The organism is Streptomyces sp. NPDC058619 (assembly GCF_042717785.1).
GTDB lineage: Bacteria > Actinomycetota > Actinomycetes > Streptomycetales > Streptomycetaceae > Streptomyces.
The window spans coordinates 55,799-74,103 of sequence record NZ_JBHXQN010000021.1 but is presented as its reverse complement, the minus strand read 5'-3'; the positions used below and the strand labels follow the sequence as shown (position 1 = coordinate 74,103).

General features: G+C 73.5%; 19 protein-coding genes. 11 read left to right on the top strand and 8 right to left on the bottom strand.

Annotated features, from left to right (window positions below):
• Positions 1-42: 42 nt before the first annotated feature.
• Together ACFWTC_RS21500 and ACFWTC_RS21495 are read right to left on the bottom strand one after the other, a co-directional pair.
• Positions 43-2,508, bottom strand: coding sequence for an HAD-IC family P-type ATPase (locus ACFWTC_RS21500; RefSeq protein WP_384028149.1), 2,466 nt, complete (start codon positions 2,506-2,508; stop codon positions 43-45).
• 120 nt (positions 2,509-2,628) lie between these two features.
• Positions 2,629-2,976 (bottom strand): DUF2530 domain-containing protein, encoded by a 348-nt coding sequence (locus ACFWTC_RS21495; RefSeq protein WP_384028148.1) that lies wholly within the window; start codon positions 2,974-2,976, stop codon positions 2,629-2,631.
• 128 nt (positions 2,977-3,104) lie between these two features.
• On the opposite strand from ACFWTC_RS21495, the gene ACFWTC_RS21490 reads away from it, so the two are divergent.
• A complete protein-coding gene (locus ACFWTC_RS21490) occupies positions 3,105-4,556 on the top strand; it encodes an NCS2 family permease (RefSeq protein WP_383916921.1) in 1,452 nt (483 codons plus the stop codon).
• Positions 4,557-4,585: 29 nt separating this feature from the next.
• On the opposite strand, the gene ACFWTC_RS21485 is transcribed toward ACFWTC_RS21490, so the two are convergent.
• The gene (locus ACFWTC_RS21485) at positions 4,586-4,768 is read right to left on the bottom strand and encodes a ribbon-helix-helix protein, CopG family (RefSeq protein ID WP_384028147.1); all 183 of its coding nucleotides are present in this window, start codon (positions 4,766-4,768) and stop codon (positions 4,586-4,588) included.
• A 119-nt stretch (positions 4,769-4,887) separates the two neighbouring features.
• Between ACFWTC_RS21485 and ACFWTC_RS21480 the strand changes: the two genes are divergently transcribed.
• The 4 genes from ACFWTC_RS21480 (at position 4,888) to ACFWTC_RS21465 (ending at position 8,634) form a co-directional block, all read left to right on the top strand.
• Positions 4,888-5,325, top strand: coding sequence for a MarR family winged helix-turn-helix transcriptional regulator (locus ACFWTC_RS21480; RefSeq protein ID WP_383916924.1), 438 nt, complete (start codon positions 4,888-4,890; stop codon positions 5,323-5,325).
• A gap of 25 nt (positions 5,326-5,350) precedes the next feature.
• Positions 5,351-6,748 carry an MFS transporter gene (locus tag ACFWTC_RS21475; RefSeq protein ID WP_384028146.1) on the top strand — a complete coding sequence of 466 codons (1,398 nt, stop codon included), beginning with the start codon at positions 5,351-5,353 and terminating at the stop codon, positions 6,746-6,748.
• Between the two features lie 50 nt (positions 6,749-6,798).
• Entirely contained in the window at positions 6,799-7,356 is a 558-nt protein-coding gene (thpR, locus tag ACFWTC_RS21470) for an RNA 2',3'-cyclic phosphodiesterase (protein ID WP_384028145.1), read from the top strand.
• Positions 7,357-7,644: 288 nt separating this feature from the next.
• Positions 7,645-8,634: an aldo/keto reductase gene (locus ACFWTC_RS21465; RefSeq protein ID WP_383916932.1), complete on the top strand. Its 990-nt coding sequence runs from the start codon at positions 7,645-7,647 to the stop codon at positions 8,632-8,634.
• A 94-nt stretch (positions 8,635-8,728) separates the two neighbouring features.
• On the opposite strand, the gene ACFWTC_RS21460 is transcribed toward ACFWTC_RS21465, so the two are convergent.
• Entirely contained in the window at positions 8,729-9,439 is a 711-nt protein-coding gene (locus ACFWTC_RS21460; RefSeq protein WP_383916935.1) for a GDSL-type esterase/lipase family protein, read from the bottom strand.
• Between the two features lie 76 nt (positions 9,440-9,515).
• Between ACFWTC_RS21460 and ACFWTC_RS21455 the strand changes: the two genes are divergently transcribed.
• On the top strand, positions 9,516-10,547 hold the full coding sequence (locus tag ACFWTC_RS21455) for a WD40 repeat domain-containing protein (protein WP_383916936.1): 1,032 nt from the start codon (positions 9,516-9,518) through the stop codon (positions 10,545-10,547).
• A 40-nt stretch (positions 10,548-10,587) separates the two neighbouring features.
• Here the strand turns inward: ACFWTC_RS21455 and ACFWTC_RS21450 are convergent, their stop codons facing one another.
• Entirely contained in the window at positions 10,588-11,505 is a 918-nt protein-coding gene (locus ACFWTC_RS21450; RefSeq protein ID WP_383916938.1) for a DUF3027 domain-containing protein, read from the bottom strand.
• A 332-nt stretch (positions 11,506-11,837) separates the two neighbouring features.
• Between ACFWTC_RS21450 and ACFWTC_RS21445 the strand changes: the two genes are divergently transcribed.
• The 4 genes from ACFWTC_RS21445 (at position 11,838) to ACFWTC_RS21430 (ending at position 15,390) form a co-directional block, all read left to right on the top strand.
• Entirely contained in the window at positions 11,838-13,211 is a 1,374-nt protein-coding gene (locus tag ACFWTC_RS21445) for an MFS transporter (RefSeq protein WP_383916941.1), read from the top strand.
• Between the two features lie 113 nt (positions 13,212-13,324).
• A complete protein-coding gene (locus ACFWTC_RS21440; protein ID WP_383916944.1) occupies positions 13,325-13,810 on the top strand; it encodes a DUF2771 domain-containing protein in 486 nt (161 codons plus the stop codon).
• A 13-nt stretch (positions 13,811-13,823) separates the two neighbouring features.
• Positions 13,824-14,549: a futalosine hydrolase gene (locus tag ACFWTC_RS21435; RefSeq protein ID WP_383916947.1), complete on the top strand. Its 726-nt coding sequence runs from the start codon at positions 13,824-13,826 to the stop codon at positions 14,547-14,549.
• Positions 14,536-15,390, top strand: coding sequence for a 1,4-dihydroxy-6-naphthoate synthase (locus ACFWTC_RS21430; protein ID WP_383916950.1), 855 nt, complete (start codon positions 14,536-14,538; stop codon positions 15,388-15,390). Before ACFWTC_RS21435 ends, ACFWTC_RS21430 begins: the two co-directional genes overlap by 14 nt.
• Before the next feature lie 81 nt (positions 15,391-15,471).
• Here ACFWTC_RS21430 and ACFWTC_RS21425 read toward each other — a convergent pair whose 3' ends face one another.
• Positions 15,472-15,855 carry a cold-shock protein gene (locus ACFWTC_RS21425; protein ID WP_269288191.1) on the bottom strand — a complete coding sequence of 128 codons (384 nt, stop codon included), beginning with the start codon at positions 15,853-15,855 and terminating at the stop codon, positions 15,472-15,474.
• 178 nt (positions 15,856-16,033) lie between these two features.
• Here ACFWTC_RS21425 and ACFWTC_RS21420 point away from each other — a divergent pair, with 178 nt between their 5' ends.
• Positions 16,034-16,285 (top strand): hypothetical protein, encoded by a 252-nt coding sequence (locus ACFWTC_RS21420; protein WP_383916953.1) that lies wholly within the window; start codon positions 16,034-16,036, stop codon positions 16,283-16,285.
• A gap of 55 nt (positions 16,286-16,340) precedes the next feature.
• Here ACFWTC_RS21420 and ACFWTC_RS21415 read toward each other — a convergent pair whose 3' ends face one another.
• Positions 16,341-16,958: an HAD family hydrolase gene (locus ACFWTC_RS21415; protein WP_383916956.1), complete on the bottom strand. Its 618-nt coding sequence runs from the start codon at positions 16,956-16,958 to the stop codon at positions 16,341-16,343.
• Positions 16,959-17,206: 248 nt separating this feature from the next.
• A complete protein-coding gene (locus tag ACFWTC_RS21410; RefSeq protein WP_384028144.1) occupies positions 17,207-18,277 on the bottom strand; it encodes a hypothetical protein in 1,071 nt (356 codons plus the stop codon).
• Positions 18,278-18,305: the final 28 nt, after the last annotated feature.

Below are 18,305 nucleotides of genomic sequence, written 5' to 3'. Positions count from 1 at the left end.
GCCGCCCTCACTGAACCCCCGGAGGGGCGGGTGCGGGGGTCGTCAGGCGGGGAACCTGCGGTCGACCCAGCGGAAGGTGAACTCGATCAGGGTCGCCGCGGCGGCCGCGATCGCGACCGCGATCCACGGCATCGTGGCGCCCTCCAGCTTGAGCTGGAAGAACTCCTGGAGCCACGGCACGACGAGGACGGTCAGGAACGCCAGGCCCATCGCGCCGACCAGGCCGACCCGCCACCACGTGTACGGGCGGGCGATGATCGTCAGGACCCACATCGACGTCAGGAACAGGGCCAGCGTCGCCGCGCTGGTCTCGGCCTTGAGGGCGTCCGGGCCGGTGTAGTAGGAGCGGGCGACCAGGTACGTCACGAACGTGGCCGTCCCCGCGATGGCGCCGCCCGGGATCGCGTAGCGCATCACCCGTTTCACGAAGTGCGGCCTGGCCCGCTCCTTGTTCGGCGCCAGGGCCAGGAAGAAGGCCGGGATGCCGATCGTGAGGGTGGACAGCAGGGTCAGGTGGCGCGGCAGGAAGGGGTACTCGACCTGCGAGCAGACCACGAGGACCGCCAGCAGCACCGAGTAGACCGTCTTCGTGAGGAAGAGCGTCGCCACGCGGGTGATGTTGCCGATGACCCGCCTCCCCTCGGCGACCACCGCGGGGAGGGTCGAGAAGCTGTTGTTCAGCAGCACGATCTGCGCGACCGCGCGGGTGGCCTCCGAGCCCGATCCCATCGAGACGCCGATGTCGGCGTCCTTGAGCGCGAGCACGTCGTTGACGCCGTCGCCCGTCATGGCGACCGTGTGGCCCCGGGACTGGAGGGCGGCGACCATGTCCCGCTTCTGCTGCGGGGTGACGCGGCCGAAGACGGCGTTCTCGTCGAGGGCCTTCGCCATCGCGTCCCGCTCGGTGGGGAGCCCGCGGGCGTCGACGGTGTTCTCCGCGCCCGGCAGCCCCAGCTTGCCGGCGACCGCGCCGACCGAGACGGCGTTGTCGCCGGAGATCACCTTCGCCTTGACGCCCTGGTCCTCGAAGTAGCGCAGCGTGTCGGCGGCGTCGGGCCGCAGCCGCTGCTCCAGGACGATCAGGGCGGTGGGCCGCACGCCGGTGGCGACGGCCGCGTCGTCGAGCTCGCGGCCGGAGCGGGCGAGGAGGAGGACCCGCAGGCCCTGCTCGTTGAGGTCGTTGATCTCGTCGAGGGCCGGGTCGCCCGCCGGGAGGAGCACGTCGGGGGCGCCCAGCAGCCAGGTGTTGTTCTCGCCGTCGCCCTCGCTGAAGCTGGCGCCGCTGTACTTGCGGGCGGAGGAGAACGGCAGGGACTCGGTGCAGCGCCACTCGGCGCTGTCGGGGTAGGCGTCGATGATGGCCTGGAGGCTGGTGTTGGGCCGGGGGTCGGACTCGCCGAGGGCACCGAGGACCTTCTTGACGTACGCCGGGTCCGCGCCGCCGACCGGGCGGAGCTCGGTGACGTCCATGCCGCCCTCGGTGAGGGTGCCGGTCTTGTCGAGGCAGACGACGTCCACGCGGGCGAGGCCCTCGATGGCGGGCAGCTCCTGCACCAGGCACTGCTTGCGGCCGAGCCGGATGACACCGATCGCGAAGGCGACGGAGGTGAGGAGCACGAGCCCCTCGGGGATCATCGGGACGATGCCGCCGACGGTCCGGGCGATGGAGTCCTTGAGGTTGTTGTCCTTGACGATCAGCTGGCTGATGATGAGGCCGATCGAGGTCGGGATCATCATCCAGGTGACGTACTTGAGGATGGTGGAGATGCCGGAGCGCAGCTCGGAGTGGACGAGCGTGAAGCGGGAGGCCTCTTCGGCCAGCTGGGCGGCGTAGGCCTCGCGGCCGACCTTCGTGGCGGTGAACGCGCCGCCGCCGGCGACGACGAAGGACCCCGACATGACGGGGTCCCCGGGCTTCTTCAGGACCGGGTCGGCCTCCCCGGTGAGCAGGGACTCGTCGATCTCCAGCCCGTCGGCCTCGCCGACCGATCCGTCGACGACGACCTTGTCGCCCGGGCCGAGCTCGATGACGTCGCCGAGGACGATCTCGGAGGTGGAGATCTCGGCGGTCCGGCCGTCGCGGCGGACGGCGGGCTTGGCCTCGCCGATGACGGCGAGGCCGTCGAGGGTCTTCTTGGCGCGGAGCTCCTGGATGATGCCGATGCCGGTGTTCGCGATGATCACGAAGCCGAAGAGGCTGTCCTGGATGGGCGCGACGAAGAGCATGACCACCCACAGGACGCCGATGATCGCGTTGAAGCGGGTGCAGACGTTCGCACGGACGATCTCGGTGGTGGAGCGGGAGGAGCGGACCGGGACGTCGTTGACGTCGCCGCTCGCGACCCGTTCGGCGACTTCGGCGGTGCTCAGTCCGCCGGGCTTGAATCTCGGGGCGGGCGGCCGCATCGGGTGTACGGGATCCAGCTCGGCCCCTGCGTCGATGGCGGTCCCGGCGGCCGGGCCGCCCGGCTCCGGTCCATCGGATTCGATCCTCGCCCGCTGCGTCATGCTCTCGACGGTAAGGGGCGTTCTAACGCTTCACTCGCCGAGCGGACCGAAGATCCGACTTGGGGATGACCCGAATCGTCCCCTGGTCGCCCCTGTGAGCCTCGGCAGTGCCGTCGGCGGTCAGCCCGCCCCGCCCGGGCGCCCGGAGTCGCCCTCCGGCCCGGCGCCCGTGTCCGGGCCGGAGGGCCCGGCCGACGCGCCGGCCTCGGCGGCCGCGGCGGCGGCCTCCGCGTGGCGCTTCAGGGCCGCCTCGCGGCCGCGGACGTACCAGATGCCGATCAGGCCGAGGACGCCGCCGGCCGCGCAGGTCCACACCCACCACAGCTGGCCGCGGTCGGCGAACCACCCGTAGAAGGGGAGCTGGACGAGGAAGAGGGCGAACCAGATGATCGTGCCGCCGGTGACGGTGGCGACGACCGGCCCCTCCAGGGGCTCGGGCGCCTCGTGCCGCGCTGTCCATTTCGCCATGCGGCAAGTCTAGGCCGGGTGGCGCAGGGTCTACGCGCGGAGATAGACGCTCCTTCGTTCATGTGTTCATACTGAAACGGTGTGGGCGTGGCCCATTTTCTTCGTATGAACCACCCAATGAGGACCGTATGAGCACCCCGGCCCCCGCCCCCGCGCCCACCGCCCCGGAGCCCCCCTCCCGGGAGACCGGCCTGGACCGCTTCTTCAAGATCTCCGCGCGCGGCTCCACCGTGTCCCGCGAGGTCCGCGGCGGTCTCGCGACGTTCTTCGCGATGGCCTACATCATCGTGCTGAACCCGATCATCCTGGGCAGCGCGAAGGACATGTACGGCCACCAGCTCGACGGCGGCCAGCTCGTCACCGCCACCGTCCTGACGGCCGCCTTCTCCACCCTCCTCATGGGTGTCATCGGCAACGTCCCGATCGCGCTGGCCGCCGGCCTCGGCGTGAACACCGTGGTCGCGCTCCAGCTCGCTCCGCGCATGAGCTGGCCCGACGCCATGGGCATGGTCGTCCTGGCAGGCTTCGTGGTGATGCTGCTCGTCGCCACCGGTCTGCGCGAGCGGGTGATGAACGCCGTCCCCCTCGGCCTGCGCAAGGGCATCGCCATCGGCATCGGCCTGTTCATCATGCTGATCGGCCTCGTCGACTCGGGCTTCGTCTCCCGCATCCCGGACGCCGCGCACACCACGGTCCCGCTCCAGCTCGGCAGCGACGGCCACCTGCACGGCTGGCCCGTCCTGATCTTCGTGATCGGGACGCTGCTGACCCTGGCGCTGATCATCCGCAAGGTCCCGGGCGCGATCCTGATCTCCATCGTGACCATGACCGTCGCCGCGGTGGCCGTCCAGCTGGTCACCGGCCTGCCGGCCGAGGCGTGGGGCCTGACCGTTCCCGAGTGGCCGGGCAACCCGGTGGCCGCGCCCGACTTCGGGCTCGTCGGCCAGGTCAGCCTGTTCGGCGGCTTCGGGAAGGTCGGGATGCTGACCGGCGTCCTGTTCGTCTTCACCGTCCTGCTGTCCTGCTTCTTCGACGCCATGGGCACGATCCTCGGCGTGGGCGACGAGGCGAAGCTGATCGACAAGGACGGCAACTTCCCCGGCATCAACCGGGTCCTGCTGGTCGACGGTCTGGCCGTCGCCTCGGGCGGCGCGACCTCGTCCTCCGCGACCACCTGCTTCGTGGAGTCCACGGCCGGCGTCGGCGAGGGCGCCCGTACGGGACTGGCGAACGTCGTGACGGGCGGCCTCTTCGCCGTGGCGCTGTTCCTCACGCCGCTCGCCACCATGGTCCCGTCCCAGGCCGCGACCCCCGCGCTGCTGGCGGTGGGCTTCCTGATCCTGGCGGGCTCGGTCAGGGACATCGACTGGAGCGACTTCACCATCGCCGTCCCGGCCTTCCTGGCCATGGTGATGATGCCCTTCACCTACTCGATCACCAACGGCATCGGCATCGGCTTCGTGAGTTTCTGCGTGCTGCGGCTGGCGACCGGCCGGGGCCGCGGCGTCCCGGTGGCCATGTACGTCGTGGCCGCGGTGTTCGTCTTCTCCTACGCGATGCCGGCCCTCGGCCTCACGTGACCGGCCCCCGGCCGGCCCGCTCCACCTGATCAGGTGAGCCCGTAGAACTTCTCCGTCTCGTCGACGGCCGCCTTGAAGCGCTCGTCGAAGTCGTCGCGAATGAGCGTCCGGACCACATAGTCCTGGACGCTCATTCCGCGTTTGGCGGCATGAGTCCGGAGCCTGCCGAGGAGCTCCCCGTCTATGCGCATGCTCAGCACATGTGTCCCCATACCGAAAGAGTCGGGGCAGAGGACGTGGACGCGTGTCACTTTCCGCCGCCCACTCACCCGTACGAGTGACGAAACACCATGGGTGTTCTTTAGCGAGAGTAATGAGTTACTCTAAGGACATGCATGACCTCTCCCATGGCGACGACGATGCCGCCGTGAACGATCTCCGCTCTGCCGTCATGCGACTGGGCCGGCGCCTGAAGCACCAGCGCGTCGACGAGTCGCTGAGTCCGACCGAGATGTCGGTACTCGGCACCCTCGCCCGCTGCGGCCAGGCCACCCCTGGCGAGCTGGCCCGGCGGGAGCACGTCCAGCCGCCGTCGATGACACGCATCGTCGCGCTCCTGGAGGCCAAGGGACTGGTCACGCTGGAGCCGCACCCCGACGACCGCCGCCAGAAGGTGGTCCGCCAGACCGAGGAAGCCGAGGCGATGCTCGAAGAGAGCCGCCGCAAGCGCAACGCCTTCCTGGCCGGGCTCGCGGCCGAGCTGACCGAGGAGGAGTGGGCCAAGCTGCGCGAGGCCGCACCCGTCCTGGAGAAGCTCGCCCACCTGTAGGAACGACGCCAGGAGGCGAACGCTTTTGAGTACGGGAACCGGAGCAGACTCCGCACCCGGCCACATATCCACCCCCGCCACCGCCGGCGGCGCCACCGCCGGGGTACCCGCAGAACCCGTCACACCCGCAGTACCCGCCGCACCCGCGGTCAAGAACTCCATGTTCAGCTCGCTGAAGATCCGCAACTACCGGCTCTTCGCGACCGGCCAGGTGGTCTCCAACACGGGCACCTGGATGCAGCGCATCGCCCAGGACTGGCTGGTCCTGTCCCTCACCGGATCGGCCTCCGCGGTCGGCGTGACCATCGCCCTGCAGTTCCTGCCGATGCTGGTGTTCGGCCTCTACGGCGGCGTCCTCGCCGACCGGCTGCCGAAGCGCCCGCTGCTGCTCGCCACCCAGAGCGCCATGGGCCTCACCGGTGTCGCGCTCGCCGTCCTCACCCTCGCCGGACAGGTCCAGGTCTGGCACGTCTACCTCGCCGCCTTCCTGCTCGGCCTCGTCACCGTCGTCGACAACCCGGCCCGCCAGACCTTCGTCGCCGAGATGGTCGGCAAGGACCAGGTCGCCAACGCGGTCAGCCTGAACTCGGCCAACTTCCAGTCCGCGCGGCTGGTCGGCCCGGCGATCGCCGGTGTGCTGATCACCGCCGTCGGCTCCGGCTGGGCCTTCCTGCTGAACGGGCTGTCCTTCGCCGCGCCGATCGCCGGACTGCTGATGATGCGCACCGCCGAACTGCACCCGGTCGAGCCCCGGCCCCGCGCCAAGGGGCAGCTGCGCGAGGGACTGCGGTACGTCGCCGGGCGTCCCGAGCTGGTCTGGCCGATCGTGCTGGTCGGCTTCATCGGCACCTTCGGGTTCAACTTCCCGATCTGGCTGTCGGCGTTCGTCAGCGAGGTCTTCCACGGGGACGCCGGCACGTACGGGCTCTTCAACACCCTGATCGCCGCCGGCTCCCTCGCGGGGGCGCTGCTCGCGGCCCGGCGCGGGCACTCCCGGCTCCGGCTCCTGGTGGCCGCGGCCGTGCTGTTCGCCGCGCTGCTGACCGTGACGGCGTTCGCACCCGGCTTCTGGCTCTTCGCCGCGCTGCTGGTGCCGATCGGCGTCTTCGGCCTGACGGTCAACGTCACCGCCAACTCCAGCGTGCAGATGGCCACCGACCCCGAGATGCGGGGGCGGGTCATGGCCCTGTTCATGATGGTCTTCACCGGCGGGACCCCGCTGGGCGCCCCGCTGCTGGGCTGGATCACGGACACGTACGGCGCCCGGATCGGGATGGCGGCGGGCGGTGTGATCTCGCTGGTCGCCTCCGTGGCGATCGCCGTGGTGCTGGCCCGCGTCGGCAACCTCCGGCTGCGGGTCGACCGGCGCGGCGTGGCCTTCGTCCCGTCGCCGCGCCGCCGCGAACTGGTAACGGCCGCCTGACGGGCCCGGGACGCGGGCGGCGGCGCCGGTAGGGTCGGTAGGGTCGGGGGATGAGACTGTTCGCCGCCGTACTGCCGCCGCCGTCGGCCGTCGCCGAGCTCGCGGAGGCCGTACGGCCGCTGCGCGACGACCGGCTGACGTGGACCGCGGAGGCCGGCTGGCACTTCACGCTGGCCTTCATGGGCGAGGTACGGGACGAGGTGCTCCCGGACCTGCACGCCCGGCTGGAGCGCGCCGCCCACCGCACCGCCCTCTTCAGCCTGCGGCTGCACGGTTCCGGGCACTTCGGCGACCGGGCCCTGTGGGCCGGGGCCGCCGGGGGGCTGGACGGGCTGCGGCTGCTCGCCGAACGGGCCGACGCCGCCGCCCGGCGGGCCGGCGTACCGATGGAGCAGCACCACCGCTACACCCCGCACCTCACCCTGGCCCGCAGCCGCCACGCCGTCACCCCCCTGGGCCCGTACCTCGAGGCGCTCGCCGGCTTCGAGGGCGCCCCCTGGCCGGCCGACACCCTCAGCCTGGTCCGCAGCCACCTCCCCGCCGGCGGGGTGCCGGGCGAGCAGCCCCGCTACGAGACCGTCGGGGCCTGGCCGCTGACCGGCCGCTGACCGGCGGCAGGACGGGCCGCGGGCGACCGGGGGCCGTGCGGGGCCCCGCGGCGGGCCGGGTTAGGCTCGACGGGTGGATCCCAAGACCAGAAACCGCGTCATGGCGGGTGTGCTCGTGCTGATGTTCGTCGTCGTGGCCGTGGCGGCGGCCGTCGGCCAGTAGACCGACCGCGCCCCCCGCGAGCCCTCCCGCGTCCCGACCGGGCCCCGCCCTGCCCGCACGCGGGACCCGCGGGTTCGCGAGGTGCCCTTGCCTGGAGTGGACTCCAGGCAGTTGGCTTGTGTCCCATGAAGTACACGCAGCTCGGACGCACGGGACTCAAGGTCAGCCGACTCGTTCTCGGCACGATGAACTTCGGCCCCCAGACAGACGAACCCACCAGCCACGGCATCCTCGACGCCGCGCTCGCCGCGGGCCTGAACTTCGTGGACACCGCCAACGTCTACGGCTGGGGTGAGAACAAGGGCCGCACCGAGGAGATCATCGGCACCTGGTTCGCCCAGGGCGGCGGCCGCCGGGACAAGACGGTCCTGGCCACGAAGGTGTACGGGAACATGGCCGGCGACGGGGACCCGTGGCCCAACCACGACCGGCTGTCGGCCCTGAACATCCGGCGGGCCGTCGAGGCCAGCCTGAAGCGGCTCCAGACCGACTACATCGACCTCTACCAGTTCCACCACATCGACCGCCGGACCCCCTTCGAGGAGATCTGGCAGGCGGTCGAGGTCCTGATCCAGCAGGGGAAGGTGCTGTACGCGGGGTCGTCGAACTTCCCCGGGTACAAGATCGCCCAGGCGAACGAGACCGCCGCGCGCCGCGGCGGCGTCGGCCTGGTCAGCGAGCAGTGCCTGTACAACCTGGCCGAACGCCGGGCCGAGATGGAGGTCGTCCCCGCCGCTCAGGAGTACGGGCTCGGGGTCATCCCGTGGTCCCCGCTGCACGGCGGCCTGCTCGGCGGTGTGATCAAGAAGGAGGTCGAGGGCGGCCGCCGCGCCTCCGGGCGCTCCGCCGACGCGCTGGCCAACACCTCCGTACGGGCGCAGGTGCAGGCGTACGAGGACCTGCTCGACAAGCACGGCCTGGAGCCCGGCGAGACGGCGCTGGCCTGGTTGCTGACGCGTCCCGGGGTCACCGGCCCGATCGTCGGCCCCCGTACGGCCGAGCAGCTGGAGAGCGCCCTGCGCGCGCTGGAACTGGAGCTGAACGACGAGCTGTTGACGGCCCTGGACGAGATCTTCCCCGGTCCCGGAGCCTCCCCGGAGGCCTTCGCCTGGTAGGCGCGTCCGTACGCCGTACCGCGGCCGCCGCCGCCCCGCCCCGGGCGGCGGCGGTCGCGCGCCCTCCGGGCAAGTCGGCGCCGGTACGGGCCCGTTACGGCTGCGGGGCGGGGCGGTAGGGGCCGCCGATGCCCCAGGCCTGGTGCAGGACGGCCGCGAACTCGCCGGCGATGCGGTGCTCCCCGGAGGCGTTGGGGTGCGTGCCGTCGTAGGTGTCGTGGTCGATGTCGTAGGAGGCCGGGCGCGCGGCCAGCAGGATCGGCGAGGCGTCGGTCGTCAGGTCGGCCACGGCCTTCGCCAGCAGCTCGTTGAAGCGGGCCACCTCGGCGGCGAACGGGGCGTCCTGCCGGGCGCGGACGTTCGGTATGACCGGCAGCAGCACCATCCGCAGGGCCGGGCGGGCCTCGCGGGCCGCGGCGACGAACCGGCGTACGTTCTCGGCGGTCTGGTCGGCCCGGGTGTAGAAGCCGAGGTCGATCAGGCCGAGGGAGACGAGCAGGACGTCCGCACCGGCGGCGCCGGCCGCGGGGCCGATCAGCGGCGCCATGTGCTGCCAGCCCTCGCCCCAGCCGGCCAGGTGGCGGCGGGCCTCCCCGGGGAAGTCCGGCCCGGCGTACGCCTGGCAGCCGGCCGGGTCGGCGGCGGGCGCCCCGGCGGCGCCGTCATCGTACAGCGCGGTGCGCGGGCCGACGATCTCGAAGGGCCCGCCGAAGGCGGCGCCCAGGTGCTGCCACATCCGGTAGCGCCAGGTGTAGTCGCCGGCGCGTCCGATGGTCATGGAGTCGCCGACGAACATGAAACGCATCCGGTCATCATCGCGGATCACGTGCCGGGCGCCCCTGTGATGCCGGACACGCCGTCCGGGCTGGCAGGCTTGGGTCATGCGCATGCTGCCGTCGACCGCCGCCCCCGCCGCCGCCCTGGCCGGCTGCCTCGCCCTCCTGCCGGGCGCCGCCGCCGCGGCGGAGTCGCCCGGGGCGGCCGGGTTCACCCTCTCCGACCCGCGGATCAAGGAGTCGAGCGGGCTCGCGGCCAGCCGGCTGCACCCGGGGGTGTACTGGACGCACAACGACAGCGACGACGGCCCGTACGTGTACGCCGTGGACTCGGCGACGGGCCGGACGGTCGCCCGGCTGGCGCTGACGGGGATCGGCAAGCCCCGTGACGTCGAGGCGATTTCGCTGGGCCCCGACGGACAGCTGTACGTCGGGGACGTCGGGGACAACCTCGGCGGGACCTGGGACCACGTGTGGATCTACCGGTTCCCGGAGCCGAAGGAACTGCGCGACGCCAGCGTCAAGGCCGAGCAGTTCACGGTCACTTACGCCGACGGGCCGCGGAACGCCGAGTCCCTGATGGTCCATCCGGTGACGGGCCGGGTGTACATCGCGAGCAAGGACGAGCAGAAGGGCGGCCTGTACGAGGGCCCGGAACGGCTCGTGCCCGGCGAGGCCCGGAACGTGTTCCGGCGGGTCGCCGACGTCCCCTGGGTGACGGACGGGGCGTTCTCGCCCGACGGCACCCGGCTGACGCTGCGCGGGTACTTCACGGCCCGGACGTACGGGTGGAAGGACGGCCGCCCGCAGGGCGCGGGCGAACGGGTGGACGCGCCCTGGCAGGGGCAGGCCGAATCGGTGACGTACACGGCGGACGGCCGCACGCTGATGTTCGGCGCCGAGGGCGCGGGCAGCCGGGTGGTGGCGGTGCCGGTGGCCGCGGCCCCGCAACCGGAGCCGGGGAAGGCGTCGGGAGGGACCCCGGGGACGGCGTCCCCGGAGCCCGGTGCCCCGGGGGCGGGCGATCCGCCGGCGGGCGGGGAGGGCGACTTCACGAAGGGCGCGCTGATCCTGGCGGTCGGCACCGTCCTCGTGCTCGCGGCGAAGCGACTGCTGCGCCGCCGCGCCCCGAAGTAGCCCGGCCCCGGGGCCCGCCCCCGGAGCCGCGCCGGAAGGGCTACGAGTGGCCGAGGTCCGCGGCCGGGAGGTCCGCGACCGGGACCGAGCCCGTGTCGGAGGCCGGCCGCAGCGGGAACTCGTCCGAGGCCACAGAGTCCAGCACGTGCGGCGCCGGCCGCAGCGGCTTCGGCATGACGGCGGCCTCCGAATGGCCGCCGCAGCCGTACGAGAGGGACACCAGGCGGCCGTCGGCCGGCCCGAACTCGTTCGCGCAGACGCCGAAGGCCTGCCCGAGCGAGCCGCCGATCGCGACGAGGAACCCGCACGACACGCACGCCGCGGGCGCCGCCTGCGCCATCGGGGTCTTCGCGCCGAAGGACTCGTCCCAGCGGTCGGCCGCGCTGTGCAGCCCGTACCGCGAGAGGACCCGGGCGCGCCGCATGCCGAGTTCCTCGGCGACGGACGTGATGGACCCCCGCACCGGGACCACGGCGCGGTCGGTGACGTCCGCGTCCTCCGCCTCGACCAGTTCGGCCATCTCGGCGGAGACCACCGAGTTCGGCGGCGGGGCGTCCTCGCCCGACCAGCCCGGCTCCAGACGCAGGTCCTCGGCGTCGGTGGGCAGCAGGTCGCCGGGGCCCATGTCGCCGGGGCGCAGCCGCTCGCTCCACGGCACCCATTCGGGGGCGAGCAGCGCGTCGTCGCCGGGGAGCAGCACCGTCTCGTCGAGGGTGATGTTCTTCGCGCGGGAGGCGCGGGTCACGGTGACGGCCCAGCGCCAGCCCCGGTAGCCCGGTTCCTTGCACTCGAAGAAGTGGGTGACGACCCGGTCGCCCTCCGCCACCGCGGTCACATGCGCGCCCACCACGCCGGGGAAGGCGGCCTCCTCGGCCGCCGAACGGGCGAGTTCCACCGCCTCGACGCACAGGCGGTCGGGGGTACGCGGGGTACGGCTTCGCGTCGTCGCAGCACTCACTGGTCTCGTTCTCTCCTACGCCGTCTCACGAGTGCGCCGTCCGTACTGTCGTCCACAACGACCCGTCGGTCTCCGTACGTGGCGCGGGCGGAGCGGACCAGAGGGCCGCGTCGACGTCCGCACCCGATCGGCCTCGGGCGCACCTAACTGCGATCCATTCTGCGGGATCGCGAAGAGGCGCGCGGCCAAGAGCAACCGCCGGTGGCGCGCTACGCACGCTACCTCCTCTGGCGCCCCGGGCCCACATGCAAGGTCCGATTCGCGGACAAGCCACCGCCCGGCGGCACCCCGCGACGCGCCGGGAGGCGTCCGAGGGGGCCAAGTGGGGCAGTATGGGCCGGGTGGCAACCGTACGGTCGTCCGATGACGGCTCGGGACCGGCGAAGCGGGCCGGCCGGGCTCTGGGGCGTGCCCTGCACCTGCCCTTCACCGGTACGGCGCGCGGCATCCGGCGGGCCACCCACGCGCACGGGGCGGGCGAGTCGGGCCTCGGCAAGCTGATCGAACTGCACGCGATCAACGGCGCCGGCGATGTGATGATCACGGTGGCGCTGGCCTCGACGGTGTTCTTCTCCGTACCCACGGACGAGGCCCGGGGCCGGGTCGCGCTGTACCTGGCGATCACGATGGCCCCCTTCACCCTGCTGGCCCCGGTGATCGGGCCGCTGCTGGACCGGCTGCCGCACGGGCGGCGGGCCGCGATGGCGGCCGCGATGCTCACCCGGGCCCTGCTGGCCGTGATGATGTCGGGCGCGGTGGCCACGGGCGGGCTGGAGCTGTATCCGGCCGCGCTGGGCGTCCTGGTGGCGTCCAAGGCGTACGGGGTGGTGCGCAGCGCCGTCGTGCCGCGCCTCCTTCCGCCGGACTTCTCCCTCGTGAAGGCCAACTCGCGGGTCACGCTGGCCGGTCTGCTGGCCACGGGCGCCGCCGCGCCGGTCGCGGCGGGGCTGCACACGATCGGCCCGCCGTGGCCGCTGTACGGGGCCTGCGCCATCTTCATCGGGGGGACCTTCGCCGCGTTCACGCTGCCGCACAAGGTGGACGAGGCGAAGGGCGAGCGCCGGGCCCGGCTGTCCACGCACGAGGCCCACTCCCCCAGGCCGGGGCTGCGCACGGTGGGCCCGTCGGTGCTGTGCGGCCTGCTCGCCAACGCGTCGATGCGCGGGCTGTCCGGGTTCCTGATCTTCTTCCTGGCATTCCTGCTGCGCGAGCACCCGCTCGCGGGGCAGAGCGCGGCGGTGTCCCTGGGGATCGTGGGCGTGTCGGCGGGTCTGGGCAACGCGTGCGGTACCGCGGTGGGCTCGTGGCTGCGGGCCCGGGCCCCCGAGGCGATCATCGCGGCCGTGCTGTGCCTGACGCTCGGGGTGGCGGTGCTCGCGACCGTGTTCTTCAGCGGGCTGTTCGTGGCGGTCCTCGGTGCCACGGCCGGCTTCTGCCAGGCGCTGGCGAAGCTCTCCCTGGACGCGATGATCCAGCGGGACGTGCCGGAGGCCGTCCGCACGTCGGCGTTCGCCCGTTCGGAGACGCTGCTCCAGGTGGCCTGGGTGCTGGGCGGCGCGATCGGCATCGCGCTGCCGCTGAACGGCGCGCTGGGCATGGCCGTCGCGGCGGTGGTGGTGGCCCTGGGCACCACGATGGCCTTGCGCGGCCTGCGCTCCGCGCCGCGCCACCAGCAGCACGGCTCCTCGCGCCCGAGGGTGGCGTGATGCCGGCCGGCCGGGGCCGTGACGCCCCGGCGGAGCGGGATCCGCGCCGCGCCGCAGGCCACGGCGGGACCCCGTGCGGCGGCTCGGCCCACCGGCCCGATAGCCTTCGGCTCATGACCGCACCGCTTTTCTCGGGTAGGGCCCGCCGCAGCGTCGCGGCCCTCGGAGCCGTTTCCGCCGGCCTCCTCCTCCTCTCCGCCTGCGACAAGCCGACACCGCTGGCGACCGTGACGGTCGGCACCACCACGGTGTCCGCCGAAGCCGCCTGCCACGACGGCAAGGAACTCTCCATGGACAAGGTCCAGGAGTGCCTCACCAACCTGAAGGACGCCAAGGCCGTCGCGTACGCCCGCGGCGACACCCTGCGCCTGGGCGTCGAGCCCGAGGTCGTCGAGGACGGCAAGAAGTGGCAGGCGGTCCTGGACGGGCAGCCGATCACCGAGCCCTCCTCGAACACCTACCGCAGCTTCCCGGGCGCCGACGTCTTCGCGACCGGCGGCCAGGGCGAGGCCCCGACCTCGAAGAAGCTGGCCTTCGTCCAGGTCGGCGAGGACGGCAAGCCGCTGTCCGTCTGGTCGTTCAACCTGAAGCTGAAGTAGCCGGGCGGCCCCGGTGCGCGCGCTCGTCGTGACCGCGGTGGCGGCGGAGGCCGACTCCGTCGTTGCCGGGCTGACCCCTCATCCGGACGCCCCCGGCCCCGAGCCCCGCACCCTTCCCGGTGGTTACCCCCTCACCCGCCGGGACCTCCCGGGCATCGCCTTCGACGTGCTCGTCGGGGGCGTCGGACCGGCGGCCGCCGCCGCCGGCACCGCCACCGCCCTGGCCCTCGGTAGCTACGGCCTCGTCATCTGCGCCGGCATCGGCGGCGGGTTCGCGCCCGCCGCCCCGCCCGGCTCCCTCGTGGTCGCGGACGCGATCGTCGCCGCCGACCTGGGGGCCGAGACCCCCGAGGGGTTCGTGGACGTGGCGGCCCTGGGCTTCGGGCGGGCCGTGCACCTGCCGCCCGCCGAGCTCGCCGCGCTGGCCTCCGAGGCCACCGGCGGGCTGCTCGCGCCCGTCCTGACCGTCTCCACCGTCACCGGCAGCGCCGCCCGCGCCGCCGAGCTCGCCGCCCGGCACCCGCAGGCCGGGGCCGAGGCCATGGAGGGCTTCGGGGTGGCGGAGGCCGCCGCCGCGCACGGGCTGCCTGTACTGGAGATCCGCGCCGTGTCCAACGCGGTGGGCCCGCGCGACCGCGACGCCTGGCGGATCGGGGAGGCCCTCGCCGCCCTCGCGGACGGCTTCCGCGCGCTGGGGCCCGTACTCGTCCATTGGGGAGAACGCCATGAGCACCGGTGACGGCCCGCTGCGGATCGCGTATTCGCCGTGCCCGAACGACACCTTCGTCTTCGACGCGTGGGCGCACGGCCGGGTGCCGGGCGCGCCCGGCCTCGACGTCACCTTCGCCGACATCGACCTGACCAACGGCATGGCCGAGCGCGGCGAGCTGGACGTGCTGAAGGTGTCGTACGCGGTCCTGCCGTGGGTGCTGGAGGAGTACGCGCTGCTGCCCTGCGGCGGGGCGCTGGGGCGCGGCTGCGGCCCGCTGGTCCTGACCCGCGAGCCGGGCGCGGACCTGGCCGGCAAGACGGTGGCCGTGCCGAGCGAACGCTCCACCGCCTACCTGCTGTTCCGGCTGTGGGCGGCCGACGTGCTGCCGGACGGGGTCGGCGAGGTGGTGGTGCTGCCGTTCCACGAGATCATGCCGGCGGTGCGCGACGGCCGGGTGGACGCCGGACTGGTCATCCACGAGGCCCGGTTCACCTACCGGGACTACGGGCTGCACTGCCTGGCCGACATGGGCGAGCACTGGGAGTCGACGACCGGCCTGCCGATCCCGCTCGGCGCGATCATCGCCAAGCGCTCGCTGGGCGCGGAGCGGCTGCGCGCGCTCGCCGAGTCGGCCCGTACGTCGGTCCGGATGGCCTGGGACGACCCGGAGGCCTCCCGCCCGTACGTCCGCGCGCACGCCCAGGAGCTGGACCCGGCCGTCGCCGACCAGCACATCGGGCTCTACGTCAACGAGTTCACCGCGGACCTCGGCGAAGCCGGCTACGCAGCGGTGCGCGGGCTGCTGACCCGGGCGGCCGCCGAGGGGCTGGTACCGGCCATCCCGTCCGGCGCGCTGGACTTCCCGTAGCCGTCGCGGCCGTTCGCACCGCCCGGACACGACGGCGCCCCGCCGCTCTCACGAGGGACGGGGCACGGGTCGTGCGGACGCTCAGACGTCGAGCTGGTCGGCCACCGCGCGCAGCAGTCCGGCGATCTTCGTGCCGTGCACCCTGTCGGGGTAGCGGCCGCGCTCCAGAATCGGAGTGATGTTCTCCAGGAGGGTCGTGAGGTCCTGCACGATGGAGGCGAGCTCGTCGGGCCCCCGCCGCTGCGCGGCCGCGACGGACGGCGCCGGGTCCAGCACCGTCACGGAAAGTGCCTGGTCACCGCGCTGGCCGGCGACCACTCCGAACTCGACGCGCTGGCCGGGCTTGAGCGCGTCGACCCCGGCAGGGAGCACCGACGAGTGGACGAAGACGTCGCCGCCGTCGTCGCGGGAGAGAAAGCCGAAGCCCTTCTCACTGTTGAACCACTTGACCTTGCCGGTAGGCACGTCCGTCCTCTGTCCTTGTGCTCGTCGGGGTCCGGGGTGCCGCGCAACGGCTCCGGACAACAGCGCAGCGGGCCGTGGACGACCCGCCACCTCAAGGCTAATGGCCGCGGTCCGGGTGACAAGTCGTTCCCCGGACCTTCGCGGTCGGCTGCTTCGGCCAGGGAACTACCCTGGTGAGGTGACTGTTACTCCTCATTCCGACGAAGCGCGGCCCGGCGACGGACTCGTCAAGGCCGGCGGCATCGTGTTCATCGCCGGCGCCGTGGCCACTGTGGCCACGATGGCCCCGCTGTTCCTGGACGTCGACCCGTTCCCCCCGTACGCGTGGGCCGTCTGCATGCTGATGGGCGTCGGCTTCGCGATCTCCGCGGGGGGCGTGCTCCGCTCGGCCGCGGCCCAGCGGAGGGCGGCGCGGGCCTCGCAGACCTGAGCCGCGGGGAGGGTACGGGCCGCCGGGCCGGGCCTTCGGGCCAGGCCTTAGGGGCTTAGGCCGGGCGGCCGGCGACGTATGCCGCGAGCCACTGCGGCAGCGCGGTGAGGTCGGGGAGCACCACGTCAGCGCCCGCCGCCCGCAGCTCGGCCTCCGGGCACGGGCCGGTCGGCACGGCCACCGACAGCGCTCCGGCCGTCCGGGCGCCGCGCACGTCGCCGACGTGGTCGCCGACGTACACCTGCGCCCCGTACTCGCGCAGCGCGCCGGCCTTGGCCTCCGCCCAGAGCCAGCCGATGACCGCGTCCGGCTCGATGCCCAGGTGCTTCAGGTGCAGCCGGGCGTTGGGCTCGTGCTTGGCGGTGACGACGATCGCCCGCCCGCCGAGCGCCCGGACCGCGTCGACCGCCTCGCGGGCGCCCGGCATGGCCGGCGTCGGTTCGATGGCGTGTGTGGGATAGATCTCCCGGTAGCGGTCGGCCACGACCGGTATCCCGGCCGCCGGGAACCAGTGCGCGAGCTCCTCCTCCAGCGGCGGCCCGAGCCGCGTGACGGCCGCGTCGGCGTCGATGAACGTGCCCGTCTCGGCCGACAGGGCCTGGTAGGCGGCCTTGATGCCGGGGCGCGAATCGATCAGGGTCATGTCGAGGTCGAAGCCGACGGTGAGGTTCATACCGGCCATTGTGCCGAGCCCGACGGGCGCCGGACCCCGGAGGGGGCACACCGGGCCCGCACCGCCTGGACCCGTCCTGTCGGCGCCGGGCCGGAGGCACGACCGGCCCCGTCCGGCCCCGCCGCCGGTCGGAGCACGGGGTCCGGGGCTACGCCCCGAGGGGGCCCCGGCGCCGCCCCCGCGGGGGCCCGGCGGAGAGCCGGCTGCCGGGCGCCGGCGCAGCCGGGCACGCGCCCGCCGGCCGGGCGTCAGCGCCTGCGCGCCCGCCACACCAGGTACAGCGCGGAGGCGACGCCCGCCGCCCGGAGCAGCCACGGCCACATCCCGTGCAGGGTCCCGCTCAGCTGGTCCTCGGCGAGGGTCTCGCCCCACTTGCCGTTCATCCGGCCCCACAGCCACACCCCCGCCCCCGCCAGCACCGCGCCGGGCGGTCCGAAGACGGCCCACTTGTGCTCGCCGGGGCGCAGCACGCGCGAGGCGTACGGCAGCAGCCAGCCGACCACCAGCAGCAGCCAGTAGCCGCTGACCACCCCGGCGACGAGGACGGCCGCCGCCAGCAGCAGGAAGGCGTTCGGCTTGGAACGGGCCGGGGCGGCGGCGACCTCGGCGACCACCGGTGCGGCCCCCTTCGCCGCCCGCTTCGCGCTCCGCCGCTCGCGCAGGAGCCGTACGGCGGCACGGGCCCGCGCCTGCGCCGCTCCGGACGGCTTCCCGGACGCTTCGGCGCCCCCGGACCCGGACCCGGCTCCGGCCTTGGGCTTGGGCTTGGTCGGGTCCTCGCCCTCGTCCTCGTCGTCCGGCCCCTCCTTGAACAGGTCCGGGATCTCGATGCCGCCCGCGAAGCCGTCCACCTGCGGGCCCGCCCCGTAGGAACCCGGCGTGACGCGCCACCAGTCGGGCTCCGCGCCGTCGGACGGCCCGAGTTCGTCGAGCCCGGCCAGGTGCGGCGGCACGTTCTCCGGCTCCGCCGCCGGGCGCGGCGGCGGCACGGGCCCCCGGCGCAGCCGGCGCGGACCCCGCTGGGTGGGTACCGCCGGACCGGAGTCGAGGACGGACGGGGCGGCGGCCCGGCCGGCGGGCGCCGGGCCGGACAGGGTGCCGAGGGTGTCGAGGACCTCCTCCGGCGTGCCGATCCGCTCCAGGATGCGGCGTACGGCGGCCGGCGTCTCAGGGTCGTACTTGGCGCGCCGACGGTCGATCTCGTCCCGCAGCCCCGCCACGAGCCGCATCCGGTCCCCGGAGTTCAGCTGCCTGCGCTGCGCCAAGTCCCCGACGCGGCTCAGATATTCGTAGACCAGATGGTCGCTTTCGATCCCCATGCCCCGGCTCCTCCCGTACCACCTGTGC